Annotated in this window: 14 protein-coding genes; 8 read left to right on the plus strand and 6 right to left on the minus strand. The window is 71.0% G+C overall.

Going from position 1 to position 19,683, the window contains the following annotated elements; all coding sequences use genetic code 11:
* Positions 1 to 16: 16 nt before the first annotated feature.
* Both N8N77_RS03880 and nusA read right to left on the minus strand, forming a co-directional pair.
* On the minus strand, positions 17 to 289 hold the full coding sequence (locus N8N77_RS03880; RefSeq protein WP_261164771.1) for a YlxR family protein: 273 nt from the start codon (positions 287 to 289) through the stop codon (positions 17 to 19).
* 42 nt (positions 290 to 331) lie between these two features.
* Entirely contained in the window at positions 332 to 1,315 is a 984-nt protein-coding gene (nusA, locus tag N8N77_RS03885) for a transcription termination factor NusA (RefSeq protein ID WP_261164772.1), read from the minus strand.
* Between the two features lie 154 nt (positions 1,316 to 1,469).
* Here nusA and N8N77_RS03890 point away from each other — a divergent pair, with 154 nt between their 5' ends.
* Complete coding sequence (locus tag N8N77_RS03890) at positions 1,470 to 2,969, plus strand: alanine/glycine:cation symporter family protein (protein WP_261164773.1); 1,500 nt, start codon at positions 1,470 to 1,472, stop codon at positions 2,967 to 2,969.
* 72 nt (positions 2,970 to 3,041) lie between these two features.
* Here N8N77_RS03890 and N8N77_RS03895 read toward each other — a convergent pair whose 3' ends face one another.
* From N8N77_RS03895 to N8N77_RS03905, 3 genes are all read right to left on the minus strand, one after another.
* A complete protein-coding gene (locus N8N77_RS03895; protein ID WP_261164775.1) occupies positions 3,042 to 7,688 on the minus strand; it encodes an ExeM/NucH family extracellular endonuclease in 4,647 nt (1,548 codons plus the stop codon).
* A 201-nt stretch (positions 7,689 to 7,889) separates the two neighbouring features.
* A complete protein-coding gene (locus tag N8N77_RS03900; protein ID WP_261164777.1) occupies positions 7,890 to 9,656 on the minus strand; it encodes a proline--tRNA ligase in 1,767 nt (588 codons plus the stop codon).
* A 37-nt stretch (positions 9,657 to 9,693) separates the two neighbouring features.
* Positions 9,694 to 10,287 (minus strand): TetR/AcrR family transcriptional regulator, encoded by a 594-nt coding sequence (locus N8N77_RS03905; RefSeq protein WP_261164779.1) that lies wholly within the window; start codon positions 10,285 to 10,287, stop codon positions 9,694 to 9,696.
* Between the two features lie 76 nt (positions 10,288 to 10,363).
* Here N8N77_RS03905 and N8N77_RS03910 point away from each other — a divergent pair, with 76 nt between their 5' ends.
* Together N8N77_RS03910 and pcp are read left to right on the plus strand one after the other, a co-directional pair.
* A complete protein-coding gene (locus tag N8N77_RS03910) occupies positions 10,364 to 11,017 on the plus strand; it encodes an NAD(P)H-dependent oxidoreductase (RefSeq protein WP_261164780.1) in 654 nt (217 codons plus the stop codon).
* Positions 11,018 to 11,042: 25 nt separating this feature from the next.
* The gene (gene pcp, locus N8N77_RS03915; protein ID WP_261164782.1) at positions 11,043 to 11,681 is read left to right on the plus strand and encodes a pyroglutamyl-peptidase I; all 639 of its coding nucleotides are present in this window, start codon (positions 11,043 to 11,045) and stop codon (positions 11,679 to 11,681) included.
* A gap of 16 nt (positions 11,682 to 11,697) precedes the next feature.
* On the opposite strand, the gene N8N77_RS03925 is transcribed toward pcp, so the two are convergent.
* Positions 11,698 to 14,109, minus strand: a complete 2,412-nt coding sequence (locus tag N8N77_RS03925; protein WP_314732508.1) for an ATP-binding protein — start codon at positions 14,107 to 14,109, stop codon at positions 11,698 to 11,700.
* 165 nt (positions 14,110 to 14,274) lie between these two features.
* On the opposite strand from N8N77_RS03925, the gene N8N77_RS03930 reads away from it, so the two are divergent.
* From N8N77_RS03930 to N8N77_RS03950, 5 genes are all read left to right on the plus strand, one after another.
* On the plus strand, positions 14,275 to 15,699 hold the full coding sequence (locus N8N77_RS03930; protein ID WP_261164784.1) for a cation:dicarboxylate symporter family transporter: 1,425 nt from the start codon (positions 14,275 to 14,277) through the stop codon (positions 15,697 to 15,699).
* A 66-nt stretch (positions 15,700 to 15,765) separates the two neighbouring features.
* Positions 15,766 to 17,205: an RNB domain-containing ribonuclease gene (locus N8N77_RS03935; protein ID WP_261164786.1), complete on the plus strand. Its 1,440-nt coding sequence runs from the start codon at positions 15,766 to 15,768 to the stop codon at positions 17,203 to 17,205.
* Positions 17,206 to 17,291: 86 nt separating this feature from the next.
* Positions 17,292 to 18,200 carry an LLM class flavin-dependent oxidoreductase gene (locus N8N77_RS03940; protein WP_261164788.1) on the plus strand — a complete coding sequence of 303 codons (909 nt, stop codon included), beginning with the start codon at positions 17,292 to 17,294 and terminating at the stop codon, positions 18,198 to 18,200.
* Positions 18,201 to 18,248: 48 nt separating this feature from the next.
* Complete coding sequence (locus N8N77_RS03945; protein ID WP_261164790.1) at positions 18,249 to 18,635, plus strand: metalloregulator ArsR/SmtB family transcription factor; 387 nt, start codon at positions 18,249 to 18,251, stop codon at positions 18,633 to 18,635.
* Positions 18,636 to 18,747: 112 nt separating this feature from the next.
* Positions 18,748 to 19,680: a cation diffusion facilitator family transporter gene (locus N8N77_RS03950; RefSeq protein WP_396652774.1), complete on the plus strand. Its 933-nt coding sequence runs from the start codon at positions 18,748 to 18,750 to the stop codon at positions 19,678 to 19,680.
* The last annotated feature ends 3 nt before the right edge of the window (positions 19,681 to 19,683 follow it).

A 19,683-nucleotide genomic window follows, 5' to 3' on the forward strand; every position in this document is an offset into this window, starting at 1 on the left:
CAAAGGCGGACGGGTCTCATTTCGAGCCGTTCACTTGGTTTCCATAGCTGTTCAGCCGTTTCTCGAAGGTCTGCGTCTCGAGCGGGCCCGACACGCGCAGAGCTCGTACGAAGGCGCGGCGCCGGATGGCGTTCTCCACACACTCGCGCGTGGCATGCACCCACGCGCCGCGCCCCGACATCGACCCTCGTTCGTCCAGGACGAGCTCGGAGCCGACGGCCACCACCCTGAGGAGGGAGGCCCGGGGAGCACGCGTGCGACAGCCGACGCACGTTCGTACGGGTTCCATCCTACACCTGTGATCGGACCGGCCAGCCGGGCGTGTCACGCCTCAGTCGAGAATCGAGTCCGGCTGGATGTCGATCTTCGCGCCGGTGAGCTTGGCGGCGAGGCGGGCGTTCTGCCCCTCCTTGCCGATCGCCAGCGAGAGCTGGTAGTCCGGCACGAGCGCGCGTACTGCCTTCGTCGACGCGTCGAGCACGAAGCTCGACGTGACCTTGGCGGGCGAGAGCGCGTTCGCCACGAACGTGGCAAGATCCTGGTCGTAGTCGACGATGTCGATCTTCTCGCCGCTGAGCTCCTCGGTCACGGCGCGAACGCGGCGACCCATCTCGCCGATGCAGGCGCCCTTGGCGTTGATCGAGGGGTCGTTGGCCTTCACGGCGATCTTCGTGCGGTGCCCGGCCTCGCGAGCGAGCGACGCGATCTCGACGAGCCCGCCGGCGATCTCCGGAACCTCGAGCGCGAAGAGCTTGCGAACCAGGCCGGGGTGGGTGCGCGACACCGTGATCGACGGCCCCTTGGCACCCTTCGACACGCTCGTCACGTATACGCGCAGGCGCTGGCCGTGGCCGTAGTCCTCGCCGGGAACCTGCTCCTCGGGGGGCAGGATCGCCTCCACGGTTCCCAGATCGACGTGGACCATGCGCGGGTTCGGCCCCTGCTGCACGACCCCCGCGACGATGTCGCCCTCCTTGCCGCGGAACTCCCCCAGCACGGCGTCGTCCGCGATGTCGCGCAGCCGCTGGCTGATGACCTGCTTGGCGGCGTAGGCGGCGATGCGCCCGAAGTCCTCGGGTGTCGCCTCCTCCTCGCCGATGACGGCGCCGGCGTCGTCGGTGACCGGCACGTAGATCCCGACGTGGCCCGTCTTGCGGTCCAGTTCCGCGCGGGCGCCTTCCGGCACCTCACCGGACTGGGAGACGTGCTTGCCGTAGGCGGTGAGCACCGCCTGCTCGATGATCCGCACGAGTTCGTCGAACGGGATCTCCCTCTCACGCTCGACGGTGCGCAACAGCCCGAGATCGATGTCCACAGCGGCCTCCCTATTCAGCTCTCATCGGCAATCCGGCTCACCGATATCCCTCTGACATTACCCGACGCCCCGCTGCACCCGCTGTGAGCGGTGGGCCCCACCGGAGCGGCCCCTCGGCTCGCGCGTGCGTCGCAACCCGGGGCAGACTGGCACGATGGACGTTCTCGCTGACTGGCTCGCCACCGCGGGCGACCGATTCTGGACGTGGCTCGTGCTCCCCGTCGTGGTGCTGCTCGGGCTCTATCTGACCGTGCGATCCGGCGTGGTGCAGTTCCGCCTCATCCCCGAGATGTTCCGGACCCTCACCGACCGCACCCCGCGCACCGCCGACGGCGAGCCGCAGTCGGTGTCGGCTTTCCAGGCCTTCTCGATCTCGGCCGCGTCGCGCGTGGGCGTGGGCAATATCGCGGGCGTGGGCACAGCGATCGCGATCGGCGGCCCGGGCGCGGTGTTCTGGATGTGGTTGATGGCGTTCATCGGCGCATCGTCGGCGTTCTTCGAGTCGACCCTCGCCCAGGTCTTCAAGGTGCGTGACCGCGGCGCGTTCCGCGGCGGACCCGCGTACTACATGGCGCGTGGACTGAAGGCGCGCTGGATGGGCGTGACCTTCGCCGTGATCCTCATCTTCTGCTTCCCCTTCGCGTTCAGCGCCCTGCAGGCGAACACGATCGCCGCCTCCAGCACGGCGGCCGTCGGGTCCCTGGTCGGCGCGGATGTGTCCGGGTGGATGCCGCTCGTATCGGGCGTCGTTGTGGCCGTGCTGACCGGTGCCGTCATCTTCGGCGGCGTGCGTCGCATCGCGCACGTGTCGCAGGCGATTGTGCCGCTCATGGCGCTGCTGTACCTGCTGCTGGGTCTGGCCGTCGTCGTCATCGAGATCGATCGCCTGCCTGCCGCGTTCGCGTCCATCTACACGGAGGCCTTCGGCTTCAACGAGGTCGTCGGCGCCGCGTTGGGCACCATTGTGCTGCAGGGGGTCAAGCGGGGCATGTTCTCGAACGAGGCGGGCCTCGGCTCCGCGCCGAACGCCGGCGCCTCCGCCGCCGTGACGCACCCCGTCAAGCAGGGACTGGTCCAGTCGCTCGGCGTCTACTTCGACACCTTCCTCGTCTGCTCGATCACCGCGTTCACCGTCCTGGTGGCGGTGCCCGACCTCGGCGGTGCCGAGCAGGGCATCGCGCTCACGCAGACGGCCCTCGCCTCGACGCTCGGCGATTGGTCGCTCATCGCGCTCGCCGTGATCGTGTTCCTGCTGGCCTTCAGCTCGATCATCGGCAACTACTACTACGGCGAGTCGAACCTGGAGTTCATCACCACCCGGCGGGGATGGCTCACGGCCTTCCGGGTGCTCGTGGTCCTGGCGATGCTCGCGGGCGCCGTGGCGTCGGCGGCCGTCGTGTGGAACCTGGCGGATGCGCTCATGGGGCTGATGGCGCTGACCAACCTCATCGCGCTCGCGCTGCTCTCGGGCCTTGGCTTCCGCTTGTTGCGCGATTACACGAGGCAGCGCCGCGAGGGGCGCGACCCCGTCTTCACCCGCGACCTGCTGCCGGACGTCAGCGGCATCGAGTGCTGGGAGGACGAGGCGACGGTCACGGGCCCCCTCGACCTGCCGACCGGCCGACGCCCGTCGGGCCAGCGCCTGCGCGCCTGAGCGCCACCGACGCGCCTCTCGGCGGCATGGCGAAGGGCCGGGCGGCTCACCCGCCCGGCCCTTCGTCGCCCGTCAGGCTGCGCGCACCGGTCGGCGCCGCAGCACCGTGAAGAGCCCGCCGGTGACGATCAGCACGGCCGCCGCGAAAGCGATGCTCAGCGGCAGCTCCGCACCCGTCACCGCCAGCGCGCCGTCGGCCGTGATCGTCACGTACACCCATCCGACCACGGCGCCCGATGCGTCGACCACGGCCAACCGGTGCACGCCGGAAGCGACGCCCTCGGGGATCACGTAGGTGAGCGCCCCGTCTCCGGCGGCCACATCCGTGCCGAGCGAGATCGGCTCCGAGAACAGCCACCCGCCGAGGGTCTCCCCGGCGAAGGACGCATCCACGTAAACCGTGATGCGCCCGCCCGGCTCCAGTGTGCCCTCCACGACCAGCCCGCCGCGACGCTCAGGCGTGAGGTCCTCCTCGGCCGGCGCGTTCCCGTTCCCGTTGCTGTCGCCGTTCCCGTTGCCGTTCCCGTTCCCGTTCCCGTTGCCGTTCCCGTTCCCGTTGCCGTTCCCGTTGCCGTTGCCGTTCCCGTTCCCGTTGCCGTTGCCGTTGCCGTTGCCGTTGCCGTTGCCGTTGCCGTTGCCGTTGCCGTTGCCAGGGTCACCCGGGTCGCCCGGCGCGTCGACCGCGACCGCCCGCCCCAGCGGCGCGGGTTCGACGACCTCATGCGCCGCGAAGTAGTCCACCGTGGCGGTGAGGTCGATCAGGCCGGTGTCGGCCGTACCCGTGCCCTCGGCGAAGGTGACGAAGTTGTCACCGCCGCCCGCCAGGAACGAGTTCGTGACCACGAGGATCTCCTCGTCCCCCGCGATCGGATCGCCGTTCAAGGTCATCTCGAGGATGCGCGCCCCCTTCGCGGCCTCCTGGTCGTACTCGTACGAGAACCCGTCGGACACGCCGAGGTGCAGCTTCGGCCGCGACGAGCCGTCCGGCTGCCACTGCTCCTCCAGCACCTGCTTCAGCTGGGCGCCGGTGAGCGTGGTGGTCATCAGCGTGTTGGCGAAGGGCTGCATCGCCGCCGCTTCCGCATACGTCACGACCCCGTCCTCACCGCGCAGAAGATCCGCGCGCACGCCGCCCGGGTTCATCAGGCCGATTTGCGCGTCGGCGGAGCCGCCGTAGGCGGGGTTCTGCGCGGAGGCGGCCCACAGATACACGTCGGCGATCGAGTTGCCCGCGGTCGACTCGATGCCCCGATCCTCGGCGCCGGCGGCGGTCTTCCCCCGCGTGAGGTCACCGCTGATCGTGCCCACCTTCTCGGCACCGAGCACGTCGGCGTGCGCCACGGCCTCGTCCACGATCGCCTGCACCCGCGGATCAGCTTCGGCGTACGGCGCGCCCTCCGCATCGACCAGGTCGACGTGCGAGGCAGAGAAGGCGACGAGCTGGTCGGCGGCCGTGTCGTAACGAAGGTCGAGCACGCCGAGCGTCGTGCCGTACTGGTGGGACTGCACGATGGGACGCTCCGCGCCGCCCGGGCCTGGAATGTCGCACGCGTACTGCTGGTGCGTGTGGCCCGACACGATGGCGTCGATGTCGCCCGACGCGCCGCGAACGAGATCGCCGTAGGCGGTGTCCTCGCTGGCGATGGTCGAGCAGTCCGCGCCGGCCGAGCCGTCGTGAGTGAGCAGGACGATGACGTCTGTCTCATCCGCGATCTGCGCGGCGACGCGGTTGGCCGCCTCGAGCTGGTCGCCGAACTCGATCCCCGAGATGCCCGTCGGGCTGACCAAGGTCGCGGTGTCGGCCGTCACGGTGCCGATGAAGCCGACGGTGACGCCGCCCATCTCGCGGATCGCGTACTCCTTCAATGCCGGGGTCCGCGTGCCCCTCTCGTACACGTTCGCCCCCAGCACGAGGTCCGCGCTGCCGTAGGCGTCGGTGACGCGACCGGCGAGGTCCGCGAAACCGCGGTCGAACTCGTGGTTGCCGACGGCGCTCACCGTCAGGCCCGCCTCCTTCAGCGCGGCGATCGTCGGCTCGTCCTGCTGGATGAACGAGGTGAAGGTCGACGCGCCGATGTTGTCTCCCGCCGAGACGAGCAAGGTGTTCGGGTTCTGCGCGCTGAGCACGTCGGCCGCTCCGGCGAGCACCCCCGCACCGGCCGACTGTCCGTCCGCCTCGACTCGTCCGTGGAAGTCATTGATCGACAGCAGCCGAAGGTCGACCACGTCGTCGGTCTCGAGCCCCACGACGATCGGGTTGTGGTCGCCCGTTCGGAAGACCGACTCGTCGTACAGGAGCGTCGCGTTGTCGTTGTACCGGCTGTACTCGAAGCCAACCTGCTCCTGCCCGTTGATCTGCCACACGTCGGCGTCCGCGACGAGGTCCAGCGCGGCGGCGTTCGCAAACACGTGGTCGAGCGAGCCCGACATGCCGTCATAGACGTAGGTCGCCTCGCCCCCGTTGAGCGCGTAGTTGAGGTTGGTGTAACCCGCGCCCTCGATCAGCCGCGCAGGATCCTCCGTGGCGTACGCGTTGAAGTCGCCGGTGTGGAAGACGGCCTCGATTCCCGTGACCTGCTGCACCTCGGTGCTGAAGTCGACGAGTGCCTGCGCCTGCTCGATGCGGTCGGCGTTGTAGCAGCTCTGTTCGTCGAGCGCGGCGTTCTCGCCCGTCGCGTCGGTGCAGCCCTTGGACTTGAAGTGGTTGGCCGAGACCAGGAAGGCGGCGGGGTCTCCCGCCCCCACCGGCGTGAATGCCTGGAACAGCGGCTCACGCGCATTGGTGAACGCCGGGTCGTCGATCAGGATCCGCGACGGACCCACCGGCTCGACCTCGTCCTTTTGGTAGATGAAGGCACTTCGGATGACGTCCTCGTCCGCGGGCAGCACCTGCGGACTCGGCGCGTATGCCCACACATCCTCGCCCGCGTACGCGTTGAGCGCCTCGACAAGGTTCGCCACCGCGAAGTCGCGGTCCTTGCCGAACACCGCGGAGTTCTCGACCTCCTGCAGCGACAGGATCGACGCGTCGAGAGCGGTGATGGCCTTGACGATCTTGACCTGCTGGCGCGCGAAGCTCTCGGCGGTCGCGGCACCGCGCGGGCCGTCGGGATCGCAGCGGTTCGCGCCGATCCTGTTTCCCTCGCGGTCGGTGTAGTACGTGCAGCTGCCCAGGCCGAGCGAGACGTACTCCTCGGCGGTGGTCGGGAAGTAGTTCAGCACGTTGAAGTTGGCGATGCTGACGTCGCCGAGCACGCCCTCCGGTGTCGCATTCGGCCGGCGCTCGTCGCTGAAGACGACGTGCTCGGCTCCGTCGCCGACGATCGGCGTCGTCGGCTGCAGGCTCCAGCCGTCGAAGCGATAGTCGAGCACGAACGGCTTGCGGAACTCGACGTCTGCGCCGACCCGGACGGGATTGTCCGGCGTGAGGTATGACAGGGGCAGGTTCTTCTGGCTGTTGAAGTTGGTGCTGCGACCGTCGTCCAGGGTGATGGTGCGTGCCGCGTCCGCCGCCTTCTGGTCGGCGATCGCGCCCTCGTCGTGGGGGTCCAGGTATGAGGTGAGCTGCGCGATCGGCTCGGTGCCCTGCGCGAGCGAGAACGTCCCGTACCAGTTCGCGTCGTAGTTGTCGGTGACCGTGAACTCGTCCTCGAGCAGGACCAGCTCGCTCATGTGCGCCTGCCTGCCCTCGTCCGTGGCGATGGCTTCCCACGAGGTGACCGGCACCACCTCACCAAGGTCCGCGTCGGTGATCTCGATGGCATCGCCGTAGATCTGTCGCAGCCCGTTGTACTCACCACGATCCCCCGTGACCCGCACGGCGTCGCCCACGGCGGGGGTGACGGCCGCGCGCGGGTTGTACACGAAGATCGCGTCAGAGACGCCGTCGGCGGGGTCTCCCGCAGGGTCCTGGATCGTGAAGCCGTTGAAGCCGCCCTCGCGGTAGTCGGCGGTCACAACGCCCTCGACGATCAGCTCGGCGCCGACCGGCGCCGCATTGGCCTCGGCGATCGAGACCGGTTCGGCCGGCGCCTCGGGCTCAGCCGGCTCCTGCGGCTCGCCGGGCTCGCCGGACGAGCCGCCGGCGCCTTGCGGGGTGGGCGCCGCAACGACGAAGTCCTCGGCATTGCGGTCGCTGTCCACCCCCGAGGCGGCGCGCTGGATGCTGGTTCCGCTGTCGGTGCCGCCGGCGGCGGCACCCTCGAACGACGCCGCTGTCGCACCCCAGCCGACCATGTCCACCAGTCCCGCCGCACCGGCGAGGTCGCCGGTCGTCGGGGCGTACTCGCCCGGGCCGTCGTGCAGGTAGACGCGCCCGCCGGACGCCGAGAGGTTGAGCGCGGCCGACTGATCGGCCGCCGGCAGGGCCTGCCCGTTGCCGTTGCCCGCCGCCAGCTGCAGAAGGAAGGAGCCGTGCGGCTCGACGCCGCCCTCGAGCGCCACCGTGCCTCCGGAGCCCCCGGCTGCCGACTTGTACTCGATCGTCAGGCCCGCCAGGTCGATGGCCGAGCCGGTCGGGTTGTACAGCTCGATGAAGTCGTTCTGGAAGGCGGCGCCGCTGTTGCCGCCGCCCCCGTAGACCTCGTCGATGACGATATCCGATCCGTCGGGAGCCGCGGACGCGGCGATCGGGGTGAGGGCGACGATGCCACCCGTGGCCATGGTCGCGGCGACGGCGGCGGCGAAGCGCCGGTGCGTCGCGGACGGGGTGCGGTGCATGGATGACTCCCTGAGGGAACGGGCGGGGGTTACGCCGCATGCTCGCATGGACATTCGACATCCGTGCGACGGTGCGGTGACACGCACCTGAACGTGCCCCAGCGGGGCCTGGGCAGGAGCGGGCACCCCGTGGCGAAGCACCCCGGGATACGCCGGAAGGCCGTCGCGGTGCACCCCCACGACGGCCTTCCGAGTGATCCCTCAGGCGGTCAGCCGCGCCACGGCCTCATCCACCGGCACCGTCTCGCGGTCGCCGGTGCGCCGGTCCCACAGTTCGACGAGTCCCTCGCCGGCACCGCGACCCACGACGAGGAGTCGGGGAACGCCGATCAGTTCGGCATCTCCGAACTTCACGCCCGGCGACGCCTTCGGGCGGTCGTCGTACAGCACATCCTTGCCGCCGGCCTCGAGCCGAGCGATGACGCTCTCGGCGAGGTCGTACGCCTCGTCGCCCTTGCCGGTGGCGACCACGTGCACGTCGAACGGCGCGACCGACTCCGGCCAGATGAGCCCGCGCTCGTCATTGGACAGCTCGGCGATGATCGCGAGGATGCGCGTCACGCCGATGCCGTACGAACCCATCGTGACGGTGACCTGCTTGCCGTTCTCGTCCAGCACCTTCAGCCCGAGCGCCTCGGCGTACTTGCGGCCCAGCTGGAAGACGTGACCGATCTCCATGCCGCGGGCGAGCGTGACCGGGCCGGATCCGTCCGGCGCCGGGTCACCCTCACGCACCGTCGCCGCCTCGACATAGCCGTCGGCGGTGAAATCGCGGCCGGCAATGAGGCCGGAGACGTGCTTGTCGTCGGCGTTGGCGCCCGTGATCCACTCCGTGCCGTCCACCACCCGCGGGTCGAGGAGGTAGCGGATGCCGGTGGCCGAGTCCTCCCCCAGGAACGCGCCCTTGTCGGTCCACGGACCGATGAACCCTCGCACCAGGAGCGGGTGACGCTCGAAGTCCTCGGCGGTCGCCTGCTCCACCTCGGCGGGGGCGAACGCGACCTCGATGCGCTTGGGGTCGACGTCCCGATCCCCCGGCACACCGACGACGACGATCTCTCGCGTGCCGTCGAGGTGCGTCAGCGCCAGCACGACGTTCTTCAGCGTGTGCGCGGCCGTCCAGCCTCCCTCGGGGGCGCCGGGCACAGCCTCGTTCGCGTGCGCGACGAGGGTCTCGATCGTGGTGGTGCCCGGCGAGTCGAAGACGACGGGCTCAGGCTTGCCGTCGAACGGGAGGGGCTCGGGAGCGAGGGTGGTGAACGCCTCGACGTTGGCCGCGTACCCGCCCGCGCTGCGCACGAACGTGTCCTCGCCCACGGGCGTGGGGTGCAGGAACTCCTCGCTGCGCGATCCTCCCATCGCGCCGGCATCGGCCTGCACGATGACGTACTCCAGCCCGAGGCGCTGGAAGATGCGCTCGTAGGCGTCGCGCTGCGCCTGGTACGACGCGTCGAGGCCCTCGTCCGTGTAGTCGAACGAGTACGCGTCCTTCATCGTGAACTCGCGACCGCGCAGCAGACCCGCGCGGGGGCGTGCCTCGTCGCGGTACTTGTCCTGGATCTGGTAGATCGTCAGCGGCAGGTCCTTGTACGACGAGTACAGGTCCTTCACGAGCAGCGTGAAGACCTCCTCGTGGGTGGGCGCGAGGAGCATGTCGGCGCCCTTGCGGTCCTTGAGGCGGAACAACGCGTCGCCGTACTCCTCCCAGCGGCCCGTCGCCTCGTACGGCTCGCGGGGCAGCAGCGCGGGAAAGTGCACCTCGTAGGCGCCGGACGCCGCCATCTCCTCTCGGATGATCGCCTCGAGCTTCGACTTCACGCGCAGGCCGAGCGGCAGCCACGCGAACACCCCTGGGGCCTGTCGCCGGATGTACCCGGCGCGGACCAGCAGGCGGTGGCTCGTGACCTCGGCGTCGGCCGGGTCCTCACGGAGCGTGCGGAGGAAGAAGTGCGAGAGACGGGTGACCACGCGTCAAGTCTAGGGTTCCCGCGGCGGCGTCCCCGAGTCAGCGTCGCGCCGGCGGAGTGCGGATCACGGCGACGAGCGCGTCGAAGGCGACCGCGGCGTCGGGAGGGATGTGCCCCGCGACCGACAGTTGCGCAAGGCCATGTACGAGCGCCCAGAACCCCGACTCCGCATGCCGCCGCTCGCTTTCGGCCATATCGGGCGCGATCCCGGCGACGGCATCGGCCAGCAGTTCCTCGTTCGCGCGGATGAGCGGTGCCATCGCCTCGGTGGGCGCGGCCGGATCGCAGATCTCCGGGTCGAAGACGATCGCGAATCCGTGCGGGTGTCGCTGGGCGTATCGCACGTACGCGAGCCCCAGTGCCCGCACACGCGCGTCCGGAGCGGCCTCGGCCTCGACGGCCTCACGCTCAGCCTCCAGCATCCGGCGCAGGTGTCGCTGTGCCAGCCCGTTCATGAGCGCCTTGCGGTCCGCGAAGTGGTGGTAGGGCGCGTTGTGACTCACCCCGGCACGCCGGGCTACCTCACGCAGGCTCAGCGCGTTCGCACCGCGCTCGGACAGAAGCGCGTCGGCCGCGTCGAGCAGAGCGGCAGCGAGGTCGCCGTGGTGGTAGCGGGATCCGGAAGTTGACATCAGCAAGATGGTAGTGAATCCTGACAGTGCCCAGAATGTGGACAGTGCCCATTTCACCAGCTCGAACGGAGATCCCATGTCCCGCACGCTCGTCATCGATGGCCACCCTGACCCCGATTCGCTCGTCGCCTCGCTCGCTCGCCACTACGCGCAGGCGCACGGCGACGCGCGAATCCTCGCGTTGCGCGACCTCGAGTTCGACCCCGTGCTGCGCCGCGGATATCACGCCGAGCAGCCGCTCGAACCCGACCTGCAGGAAGCGCTCGATGCGATCTTCGCCGCATCGCACATCGTCGTCGCCACGCCCGTGTGGTGGGCATCGATCCCTGCGCTGCTCAAGGGGTTCTTCGACCGCATCCTGCTGCCCAAGGTGGCGTATCGGTACCGGCCGAACGGCTTTCCCGAGGGCCTGCTCAAGGGTCGGACGGGCCGGCTCATCGTCACGAGCGACTCACCGCGCTGGTTCCTGACGCTGGCCGGCGACTCCACCGTGACGCACGTCCGCAACCAGACCATGCGCTTCTGCGGCATCCGGCCCGTCCGCACGTCGCGGTTCACCGACGTGCGCCACGCCGGCGGCGAACGCCGCGCGGCCTGGCTGGAGCGCATCGCCGCCGACGCGCGCGCCGACACCGCCAGCACGCCGCGTCCGCCCCAGCGGCAGCCGGCAGCGGCCCCGGCCCGACACAGTGTGGAGCGGACGGGGATCCGCGGGATGCAAGCGTCGTGACACCCCGTCCGCCTACCCTGGACTGATGGTGACGATCCTCCTCACCGGCTTCGAGCCGTTCGGCGGCGACGCCCGCAACCCCTCCGGCGAAGCGGTCGAGCACGTCGTCCGCGCGTGGGACGGGCCCGAGCGCCTCGTCCCCGCGATCCTGCCCGTCTCGTTCGACGCCGCCGCGGAACAGCTGCGCGCCCTGATCGGCGAGCACGACCCCCAAATCGTCGTGGCCAGCGGTCTGGCGGGCGGGCGCACGCAGGTCACCCCGGAACGGGTCGCGATCAATCTGAGGGACGCGCGCATCCCCGACAACGCGGGCGCGCAGCCGCTCGATGAGCCGAGCGTCGCCGGCGGACCGGCCGCGTACTTCGCGACCCTTCCCGTGAAGGCGATCGCGCAGGCGATCCGCGAGGCCGGTGTCCCGGCCGCCGTCTCGCACACGGCGGGCACCTTCGTGTGCAACCACGTCATGTACGTCGCCGCCGACGAGGCGTCCCGTCGCCCCGGCATGCGCACCGGATTCGTCCACGTGCCGTGGTCGGCCGACACCGCGCCCGCCGATGCGCCATCGCTCCCCGCCCGTGACATCGCTCACGCGCTGCGGATCGCCGTGCGCATCGCCGTGGACGCGCCGGCCGACGCCGCCGTCACCGCCGGCACCCTCCACTGATCCCGGCGCGGCGCGGTCAGCGCCTCGCGTACTGCAGCTCCGGGCGGCCCACCGATCCGTGGCGCTGCGACCGCACGGCGACCCCGCCGTCGGCGAGAAACTCAAGGTAGCGGCGGGCGGTGACGCGCGAGAGCCCCAGCGCCTCGGCGACCTCGCTGGCCGACAGCGGGCCCTCGGTCTCGGCCAGCAGGGCGGACACGCCGTCGAGGGTGACCTGCGAAAGCCCCTTCGGCAGGCCGGGCGCGTTCGAGGTGCGCAGCGCGGCGAACGCCCCGTCGACCTCGCGCTGGCTGAGCGACTCGACGGGCGTGCGCATGTGCTCGAAGTACGAGCGGTACGCCAGCAGCTTCTCGCGGAACACCCCGAAGACGAACGGCTTGATGAGGTACTGCACCACGCCGATCGCGACGGCCTCGCGCACCGCTTCGAGCTCGCGGACGGCGGTCACCGCGATCACGTCGATCGGCACGCGTGCCTGGCGCAGCTCACGAACGAGGGCCAGCCCATGCCCGTCCGGCAGGGTGAGATCGAGGAGCACCAGGTGGATCCGGCCGCCGGTCTCGGCCGCCGCGCGCAGCGCGCGACGCGCCTCGCTCGCGGTGTGCGCGACCCCGGCGAGCGCGAAGCCCTCCACCCGTTCGACGAAGGCGGCGTGGGCGTCGGCCGTGCGGGCGTCGTCCTCGACCACGAGAACGCGGATGTCGCTCATGCCTCCTCCGTCTGCGCCTGACCCGGGCGCGGCAGCGTGACCGTGAACACCGCGCCCCGCCGGCGCCTCCCCCACCTCGATGGTGCCGCGCAGCCCCTGCACCACCTGACGCACGAGCGAGAGGCCATAGCCGCGCCCGAGAGCGGCCACGTCCTTGGTCGAATAGCCGCGATCGAAGATGCGCTCGCGGTCGGCGTCGTCGATCCCGTCGCCCGAGTCCGTCACCTGAAAGATCAGCGCGTCGGCGTCGCTGGCCAGGTACACCTCCACCCACGCATCGGTCTCTCTCGTGCGCGCGGCGCGGGCCGCGGCCGCGTCGATGGCGTTGTCGATGAGGTTGCCGAGGATCGTCACCACGTCGGCGGGCTCCAGCCCCTGCGTCCCCGGCGCCAGGTGGGTCTCGAAATGCATCTCGACGGCGCGCTCGCGCGCCTGCGCCGCCTTGCCGAGCACGAGGGCCGCGATGACCGGCTCGTCGATCGCCCCCAGCACCCGGTCGGTGAGGCGCTGGCCCAGGTCGCGTTCTGAGGCGGCGAACCCGAGCGCCTCGTCGCTGCGCCCGAGCTCGATGAGCGTGGCGATGGTGTGCAGGCGATTGTCGAACTCGTGCGCCTGGGCACGCAGGGCGTCGGAGATCGTGCGCACGGAGGAGAGCTCCCCGGTGAGGTGCTTCAGCTCCGTGCGGTCGCGCAGGGTGAGGATGTCGGCGTGGCGCCCCGCGACGGCTGTCCGGGTGCGCGAGACGAGCAGCTCCTGGCCCTCGATCCTCACGAGATCGTCGAGGTTCCGGCCCGCCAGCACCTCCCGAGCGGTCTCGTGCACGCGGCCGTCGTCGACCGCGAACGGCACCTCGAGGCCCTCGCCGATCGCGCGCAGCGCCTCGTCGTTGGCGAGCACGACGCGTGCCGCGCCGTCGTCGTCCCTCTCCACGAGCAGCAGCCCCTCCTCGAGGCCGTGCAGCAGCGCCTCGTGCGCGGCGAACAGCCGCGCGAGCTCGTCGGGAGCGCGGCCGTCGGTCACCCGGTCCAGGCGGCGCGAGAGCCACACCGCCGCCGCGGCGCCGACGGCCACGGCGACCGCGGTGATCGCGCCCACCAGGCGCATGCGCTCCAGCACGGTCTCGCGCACGCTGCCGACCGTGAGGCCCGCCGACACGAGACCGACGATCTCCCCCTCCGCGCGGACGGGGGTGACCGCCCGGACCGAGGGGCCGAGGGTCCCCGTGTACACCTCCGTGAACGTCTCGCCCTCCAGCGCGGGCCCGATCGTGCCGACGAAGCGCCCGCCGATTCTCGTCTCCACCGGGTGCGTGTACCGGGTGCGGTCGGTGTCCATGATCGTCACGTAATCGACATCCGTAGCGTGCAGCAGCTGCTGCACGTACGGCTGCAGGATCGCCGACGCCTCCGCCGTCGCGGCCTTGCGCTCCCGATCCGCGCGCTCGTGCGCCCGAGCGACCACCTCGACGACCGTCGGCTCGGTCGCCAGCGCGAGCGCCAGGTCCCGGCTGGTCTCCCCCGCGGCGGCCTGCGCCGTCGACTGCGCGTCGAGCGACAGCGCGGCGAAGACCGCGGCACCGCCCACCAGGAGCACGATCGTGTGCACCGTGAGGAACCATCGCGCGACGCTGCGCGTGCGGTCCCTCGCGCGGCGGCGGGAGGCCTCGACCGCAGCCGCTCCCGGGAGGGAAGGCGCTCCGTCGGCGACGTCGGTGGGCATGGATCCATCCTGCCGCCTCCGGCGCCCTCCGCCGCCGTCCGCGAGCGCGCTCGCGCGAACACTATGCACGCAACGGGCGCGTGCGGCGCGGCGCCCAGAAGGATCGTGACGCACATCTCCGGCGCTGTGCCCCTCCGGGCCGCGCCCCGTACGAGAGGGATCCCCATGGCAACGTCGCCACAGAAGACGGCCGCCCGGCGCGGTATCGACAAGCAGCACTGGCTCTACATCGCGGTCATCATCGCCGTCGTGGGAGGCATCACGGTCGGACTGATCTGGCCCGATTTCGGGGCCTCGCTCGCCTGGATCGGCAAGGCCTTCGTCGCCCTGATCAAGATGATGATCGCCCCCGTCATCTTCTGCACGATCGTGCTGGGCATCGGCTCCATCGCGAAGGCAGCCACGGTCGGCAAGGTCGGCGGGCTCGCGCTGGGCTACTTCCTCGTCATGTCGACGTTCGCGCTCGTCATCGGCCTCGTCGTCGGCAACCTGCTGCATCCCGGTGAGGGCCTGAACATCGCCGGGTCGACGTACGAGGTAGAGGGCGAGGGCGAGTCGACCACCGACTTCCTCATGGGCATCATCCCGACCACGCTGTTCTCGCCCCTCACCGGCGAGTCGGTGCTGCAGGTGCTGTTCGTCTCGCTGCTCGTCGGGTTCGCGATTCAGCAGCTCGGGCGCCGCGGCGAAGCGATCCTCGAGGGCATCCGCCACGTCCAGGCGGTCGTGTTCCGCGTGCTGACGATGGTGCTGTGGGTGGCCCCGATCGGCGCGTTCGGCGCAATGGCTGGCGTCGTGGGCGAGACCGGCTGGGACGCCGTCGTGTCGCTCGGAACGCTGATGATCGGCTTCTACGTCACGTGCATCCTCTTCATCGGCATCGTGCTGGCCGCGGTGCTGTGGTCCGTGTCGCGGATCAACATCTTCTCGCTCATGAAGTACCTGGGCCGCGAGTACCTGCTGATCGTCTCGACCTCGTCGAGCGAGTCGGCCCTCCCCCGCCTCATCGCGAAGATGGAGCACGTCGGCGTCTCCAAGCCCGTCGCCGGCATCACCGTGCCCACCGGATACTCGTTCAACCTCGACGGGACGGCCATCTACCTCACGATGGCCTCGCTGTTCATCGCGACCGCGATGGGCACCCCGCTCACCGTGCCGGAGCAGATCGGCCTGCTCGTCTTCATGATCATCGCGTCGAAGGGCGCCGCGGGCGTGTCCGGCGCGGGCCTGGCGACGCTCGCCGGCGGCCTGCAGACCTACCGCCCCGACCTGGTCGACGGCGTGGGCATGATCACGGGGATCGACCGGTTCATGTCGGAGGCCCGCGCGCTGACGAACTTCACCGGCAACGCGGTCGCCGCCATCATCGTGGGCACCTGGACGAGGGAGTTCGACCGGGCGCGGGCGCTCGACGTGCTCTCCGGCCGACTGCCGTTCGATGAGCGCGCGATGGTCGATGACCACGATCTCTCCTCGCGAGAGGCGGAGTTCGCCGACGGGGAGCTGCCCGATCTGCCCGCCGACGGCAAGGGCCCCTCGCCGCTGTCGGCGACCGTGCGCACGGTCCAGCCGGAGGACGCCCGGCGCTGACCACACCCCCGGGGCCGGGCATCGCGGGATGCCCGGCCCCGCAGGGAGGGGCCCTAGTCTGACGCCATGACGGCACGCAGCCCGCACCTCAGCCCGTCCGCCGTCCGCACCGCCCTCGCGGACGCCCTGGCGCAGCTGCGCCGCGACCTGGAACTGACCGACGACTACCCCAGAGCGGCCGTCGACGAGGCCCGCCGCGTCGCCGCAGGGCCCGCGGTCGACGGGTCGGACGATGCTCGCACCGACCTCACGGGCGTGCCCTTCCACACGATCGACCCGGCCGGCTCGCGCGATCTCGATCAGGCCCTGCATCTCGCGCGGGACGGCCGCGGATTCGTCGCGCGATACGCGATCGCCGACCTCGCGGCCTTTGTGGCCCCCGGGGGCGCGCTCGACGAGGAGACGCGCCGCCGGGGCCAGACGCTGTACGCCCCCGACGGGTCCGTGCCCCTGCATCCCGAGGTGCTCTCGCACGGCGCCGCATCGCTTCTGCCCGGCGAGCGCCGTCGCGCCTACGTGTGGACCTTCCACCTGGACGAGCACGGCATGGAGCGAAATAGTGACCTGACGCGGTCCTGGATCCGGTCCGTGCGGCAGTGGACCTACGCCGAGGCTCAGAGCGAGATCGACGCCGGCTCGGCACCCCCGGAGGTCGCGCTGCTGCGCGACCTCGGCCGTCTGCGGATCGCCCGCGAGGCCGATCGGGGTGGCGCGAGCCTGAACTCGCCCGAGGAGGAGATCATCGCCGGCCCCGACGGGTACGAGCTGCGCCGCCGCACGCCGCTGCCCGTCGAGGAGTGGAACGCGCAGCTGTCGCTTCTGACCGGCATGGCCGCGGCCCGGCTCATGCTCGCGGCGGGGGTCGGCATCCTCCGCACCCTGCCGCCGGCGGAGCCCGACGCACTGGCGGAGTTTCGGCGCAAGGTGGCGCTGCTCGAACGGCCCTGGCGGGACGGGATCGCGTACGGCGATTACCTGCGGCACCTGGATCCGTCCGATCCCGCCACACCGGCAGTGCTTCAGGCCGCGTCGGCGCTGTTCCGCGGCGCGGACTACGCGTCGTTCGACGGTGAACCGCCCGCCCAGCAGACGCAGGCGGCGATCGGGGCGCCCTACGCGCACGCCACCGCTCCCCTGCGGCGGCTCGTGGACCGGTGGGTGCTGGCCATCTGCGAGGCCGAGGCGAACCACCGGCCCGCTCCCGAGTGGGCGCGCGCGTCTCTGCCCGAGCTGCCGTCGATCATGCGGGAGTCCGGGGCGCTCGCGAGCCGGCTCGAGGGTGGTGCGCTCGACCGCATCGAGGCGGCCGTGTTGCACGCACGCATCGGTCAGGTACTCGATGCCGTCGTGCTCGCCGAGACCAAAGGCGGTTCCCGCGTGCAGATCGCCGATCCGTTCGTCACCGCGACCATTCGCGAGAAGCCCCAGCCCGGCTCGCGCGTGCGCGTGCGAGTGCTCGACACGCGGATCGCCACCGGCGAGGTCGACCTCGAGCTCGCGTCCTGAGATCACCCGCGCTCGCCGCTCGCACACCGGTCGCGCGACCAGGCGCCGGCGCCGGCACCGGGCCGGGGGTGCCCTAGCGTGGGACCATGAAGTTCTCGCTCTGGCTGCCCGCCGATCTGCCCTGGTCCGACCTCCTCGCCGCCGCCACGCATGCGGCCGAAGCGGGATGGCGCGGCGTGTGGATCGAGGACCACTTCATGGACAACACGGCGGAGCCGAACGGCGGGTCCCGCGGCGAATGCCTCACGCAGCTGACGGCCCTGGCGGCGACGGTTCCGGGCATCCGCCTCGGGTCCATGGTGCTCGGAAACACCTATCGGCACCCCGCGGTGGTCGCCAAGCAGGCGGCGGCCCTGAGCGACATCAGTCAGGGCCGGTTCGTGCTCGGCGTGGGCGCCGGGTGGCAGGAGAACGAGCACCGGGCGTTCGGGATCGAGTACGGCGACGTGCCCAGCCGCATCCGCTGGTTCCGCGAGGCGCTGACCATCTGGAAGGGCCTGCGCGACAGCGCACACGATGGCCGCGAGTTCTTCGACTTCTCCGGCGAGCGCTACACGGTGCAGCGCGCCTCGCTGAACCCGAAGCCGCACGCGACCCTGCCCATCCTGATCGGGGGCAAGGGCGAGAAGGTCATGCCGAAGCTCGTGGCCGAGTTCGCCGACGAGTGGAACTTCTGGTCGACGCCAGAGCAGTACGGTCCGAAGAACGAGGTCTTCACCGCGGCGCTCGAGCGGGCCCGCCGCGATCCGAAGTCGTTGTGGCGCACCACGCAGGCCCTCACCTTCCAGTCGCCGGATGGCGCGGCCAAGGCCGCGGGCATGGGAGGGCGCCCCGCCATCGGCGGTACCGCGCAGCAGCTCGTCGACGCCATGGCGGCGTACGCGGACGCGGGGGTCGACGAGTACATCCTGCCGCTGACGTCGATCCGCGACGTCGCCAAGATCAACGATCTGGGCGACCAGTTCCTCACCGAGGTCGCCTCACGCGTGAGCTGACCGCGGGCACCGTTGCGGGTGACGCGCCTCGCGTGACATTATCTGCGCATGAACGCAGATAAGCAGACGTGCGGCTTGGATCCGGACGGCACGTTCGTGGAGCTGGCCGTCGAGGTGTTCCAGATGCTCGCCGATGCCACGCGCGTGCGGATCATCCTCGCGCTGCGTTCGGGCGAGCTGTCGGTCAACCACCTCGCCGACATCGTGGACAAGTCGCCCGCCGCCGTCTCCCAGCACCTGGCGAAGCTGCGGATGGCCCGCATCGTCGCAACCCGGCAGGAGGGCCAGCGCGTCTTCTATCGGCTGGAGAACGAGCACGCCTCCCAGCTCGTCACGCAGGCGATCCAGCAGGCCGAGCACACGATCGGGCACCCCCACCACCACCGGGTCGCACCCGACCGTCCGGCGCGGGCGGGGTTCCCGGAGACGGTGTGATGCCATGAGCGCGCACCGGCACGTACCGGCGGGGACACGCGACCACGATCCCGACCACGGTCACGGCCGGGAGCACCCCCGGGGTGTCCGGGGCTTCCTGCATGAGGTCTTCGTGCCGCACACGCACGACGCCGCCGATGCGATCGACGACGCGGTCACCTCGCACACCGCCGGCGTGCGCGCGCTCAAGGTGAGCCTGGCGATCCTGCTCGCCACGACCGTGGCGCAGGCGGTCGTCGTCGCGTTGAGCGGATCGGTGGCACTGCTGGCCGACACCGTTCACAACCTGTCGGATGCGCTCACCGCGGTGCCGCTGTGGGCCGCCTTCGTCCTCGCCCGGCGCCGCCCCTCGGCGACGTACACCTACGGGCTGGGCCGGGCGGAGGACGTCGCCGGACTGGTGATCGTCGTGGCCATCGGCGCCTCCGCCGTCGTAGCGGCCTGGCAGGCGATCGAGCGGATCGTCGATCCGCAGCCCGTATCGAACGTGGGGTGGGTGATGACGGCGGGCGTGGTGGGTTTCGTGGGCAACGAGGCCGTGGCGCTCTACCGCATCCGCGTCGGGCGACGCATCGGATCCGCAGCCCTCGTCGCGGATGGCGTGCACGCGCGCGCGGACGGCGCCACGTCACTGGCCGTCGTGCTGGGAGGGTTGGGGGTGGCGCTCGGCTTCCCGCTCGCCGACCCGATCGTCGGCCTCCTCATCGCGGCGTTCATCCTCGCCCTGCTCGCCGGCACCGTGCGCTCGGTCGGCCGGCGCCTGCTCGATGGCATCGACCCGGCTCTGCTGAGTCGGGCTGGACACGCGCTCGAGCACGTCGAGGGCATCACGCGAGTCGAGCGGGTCCGGCTGCGCTGGGTGGGGCACCGCCTGCAGGGCGACGCCGTCGTCACCACGGGTGCCGCCACGCTCGCGGAGGCGGACCGCATCCGCGACGACGCGGAGCGAGAGGCTCGCGCGCACCTCGCGCACCTCGACGAGTTCTCGGTGGTCGTTCGCGGCCATCCGCCCCACGACGCCCCGCCCCGCGGCATGGCAGTCTGAGGG

Source organism: Microbacterium sp. Marseille-Q6965 (assembly GCF_946151065.1).
In the GTDB taxonomy this organism is placed as follows: domain Bacteria; phylum Actinomycetota; class Actinomycetes; order Actinomycetales; family Microbacteriaceae; genus Microbacterium.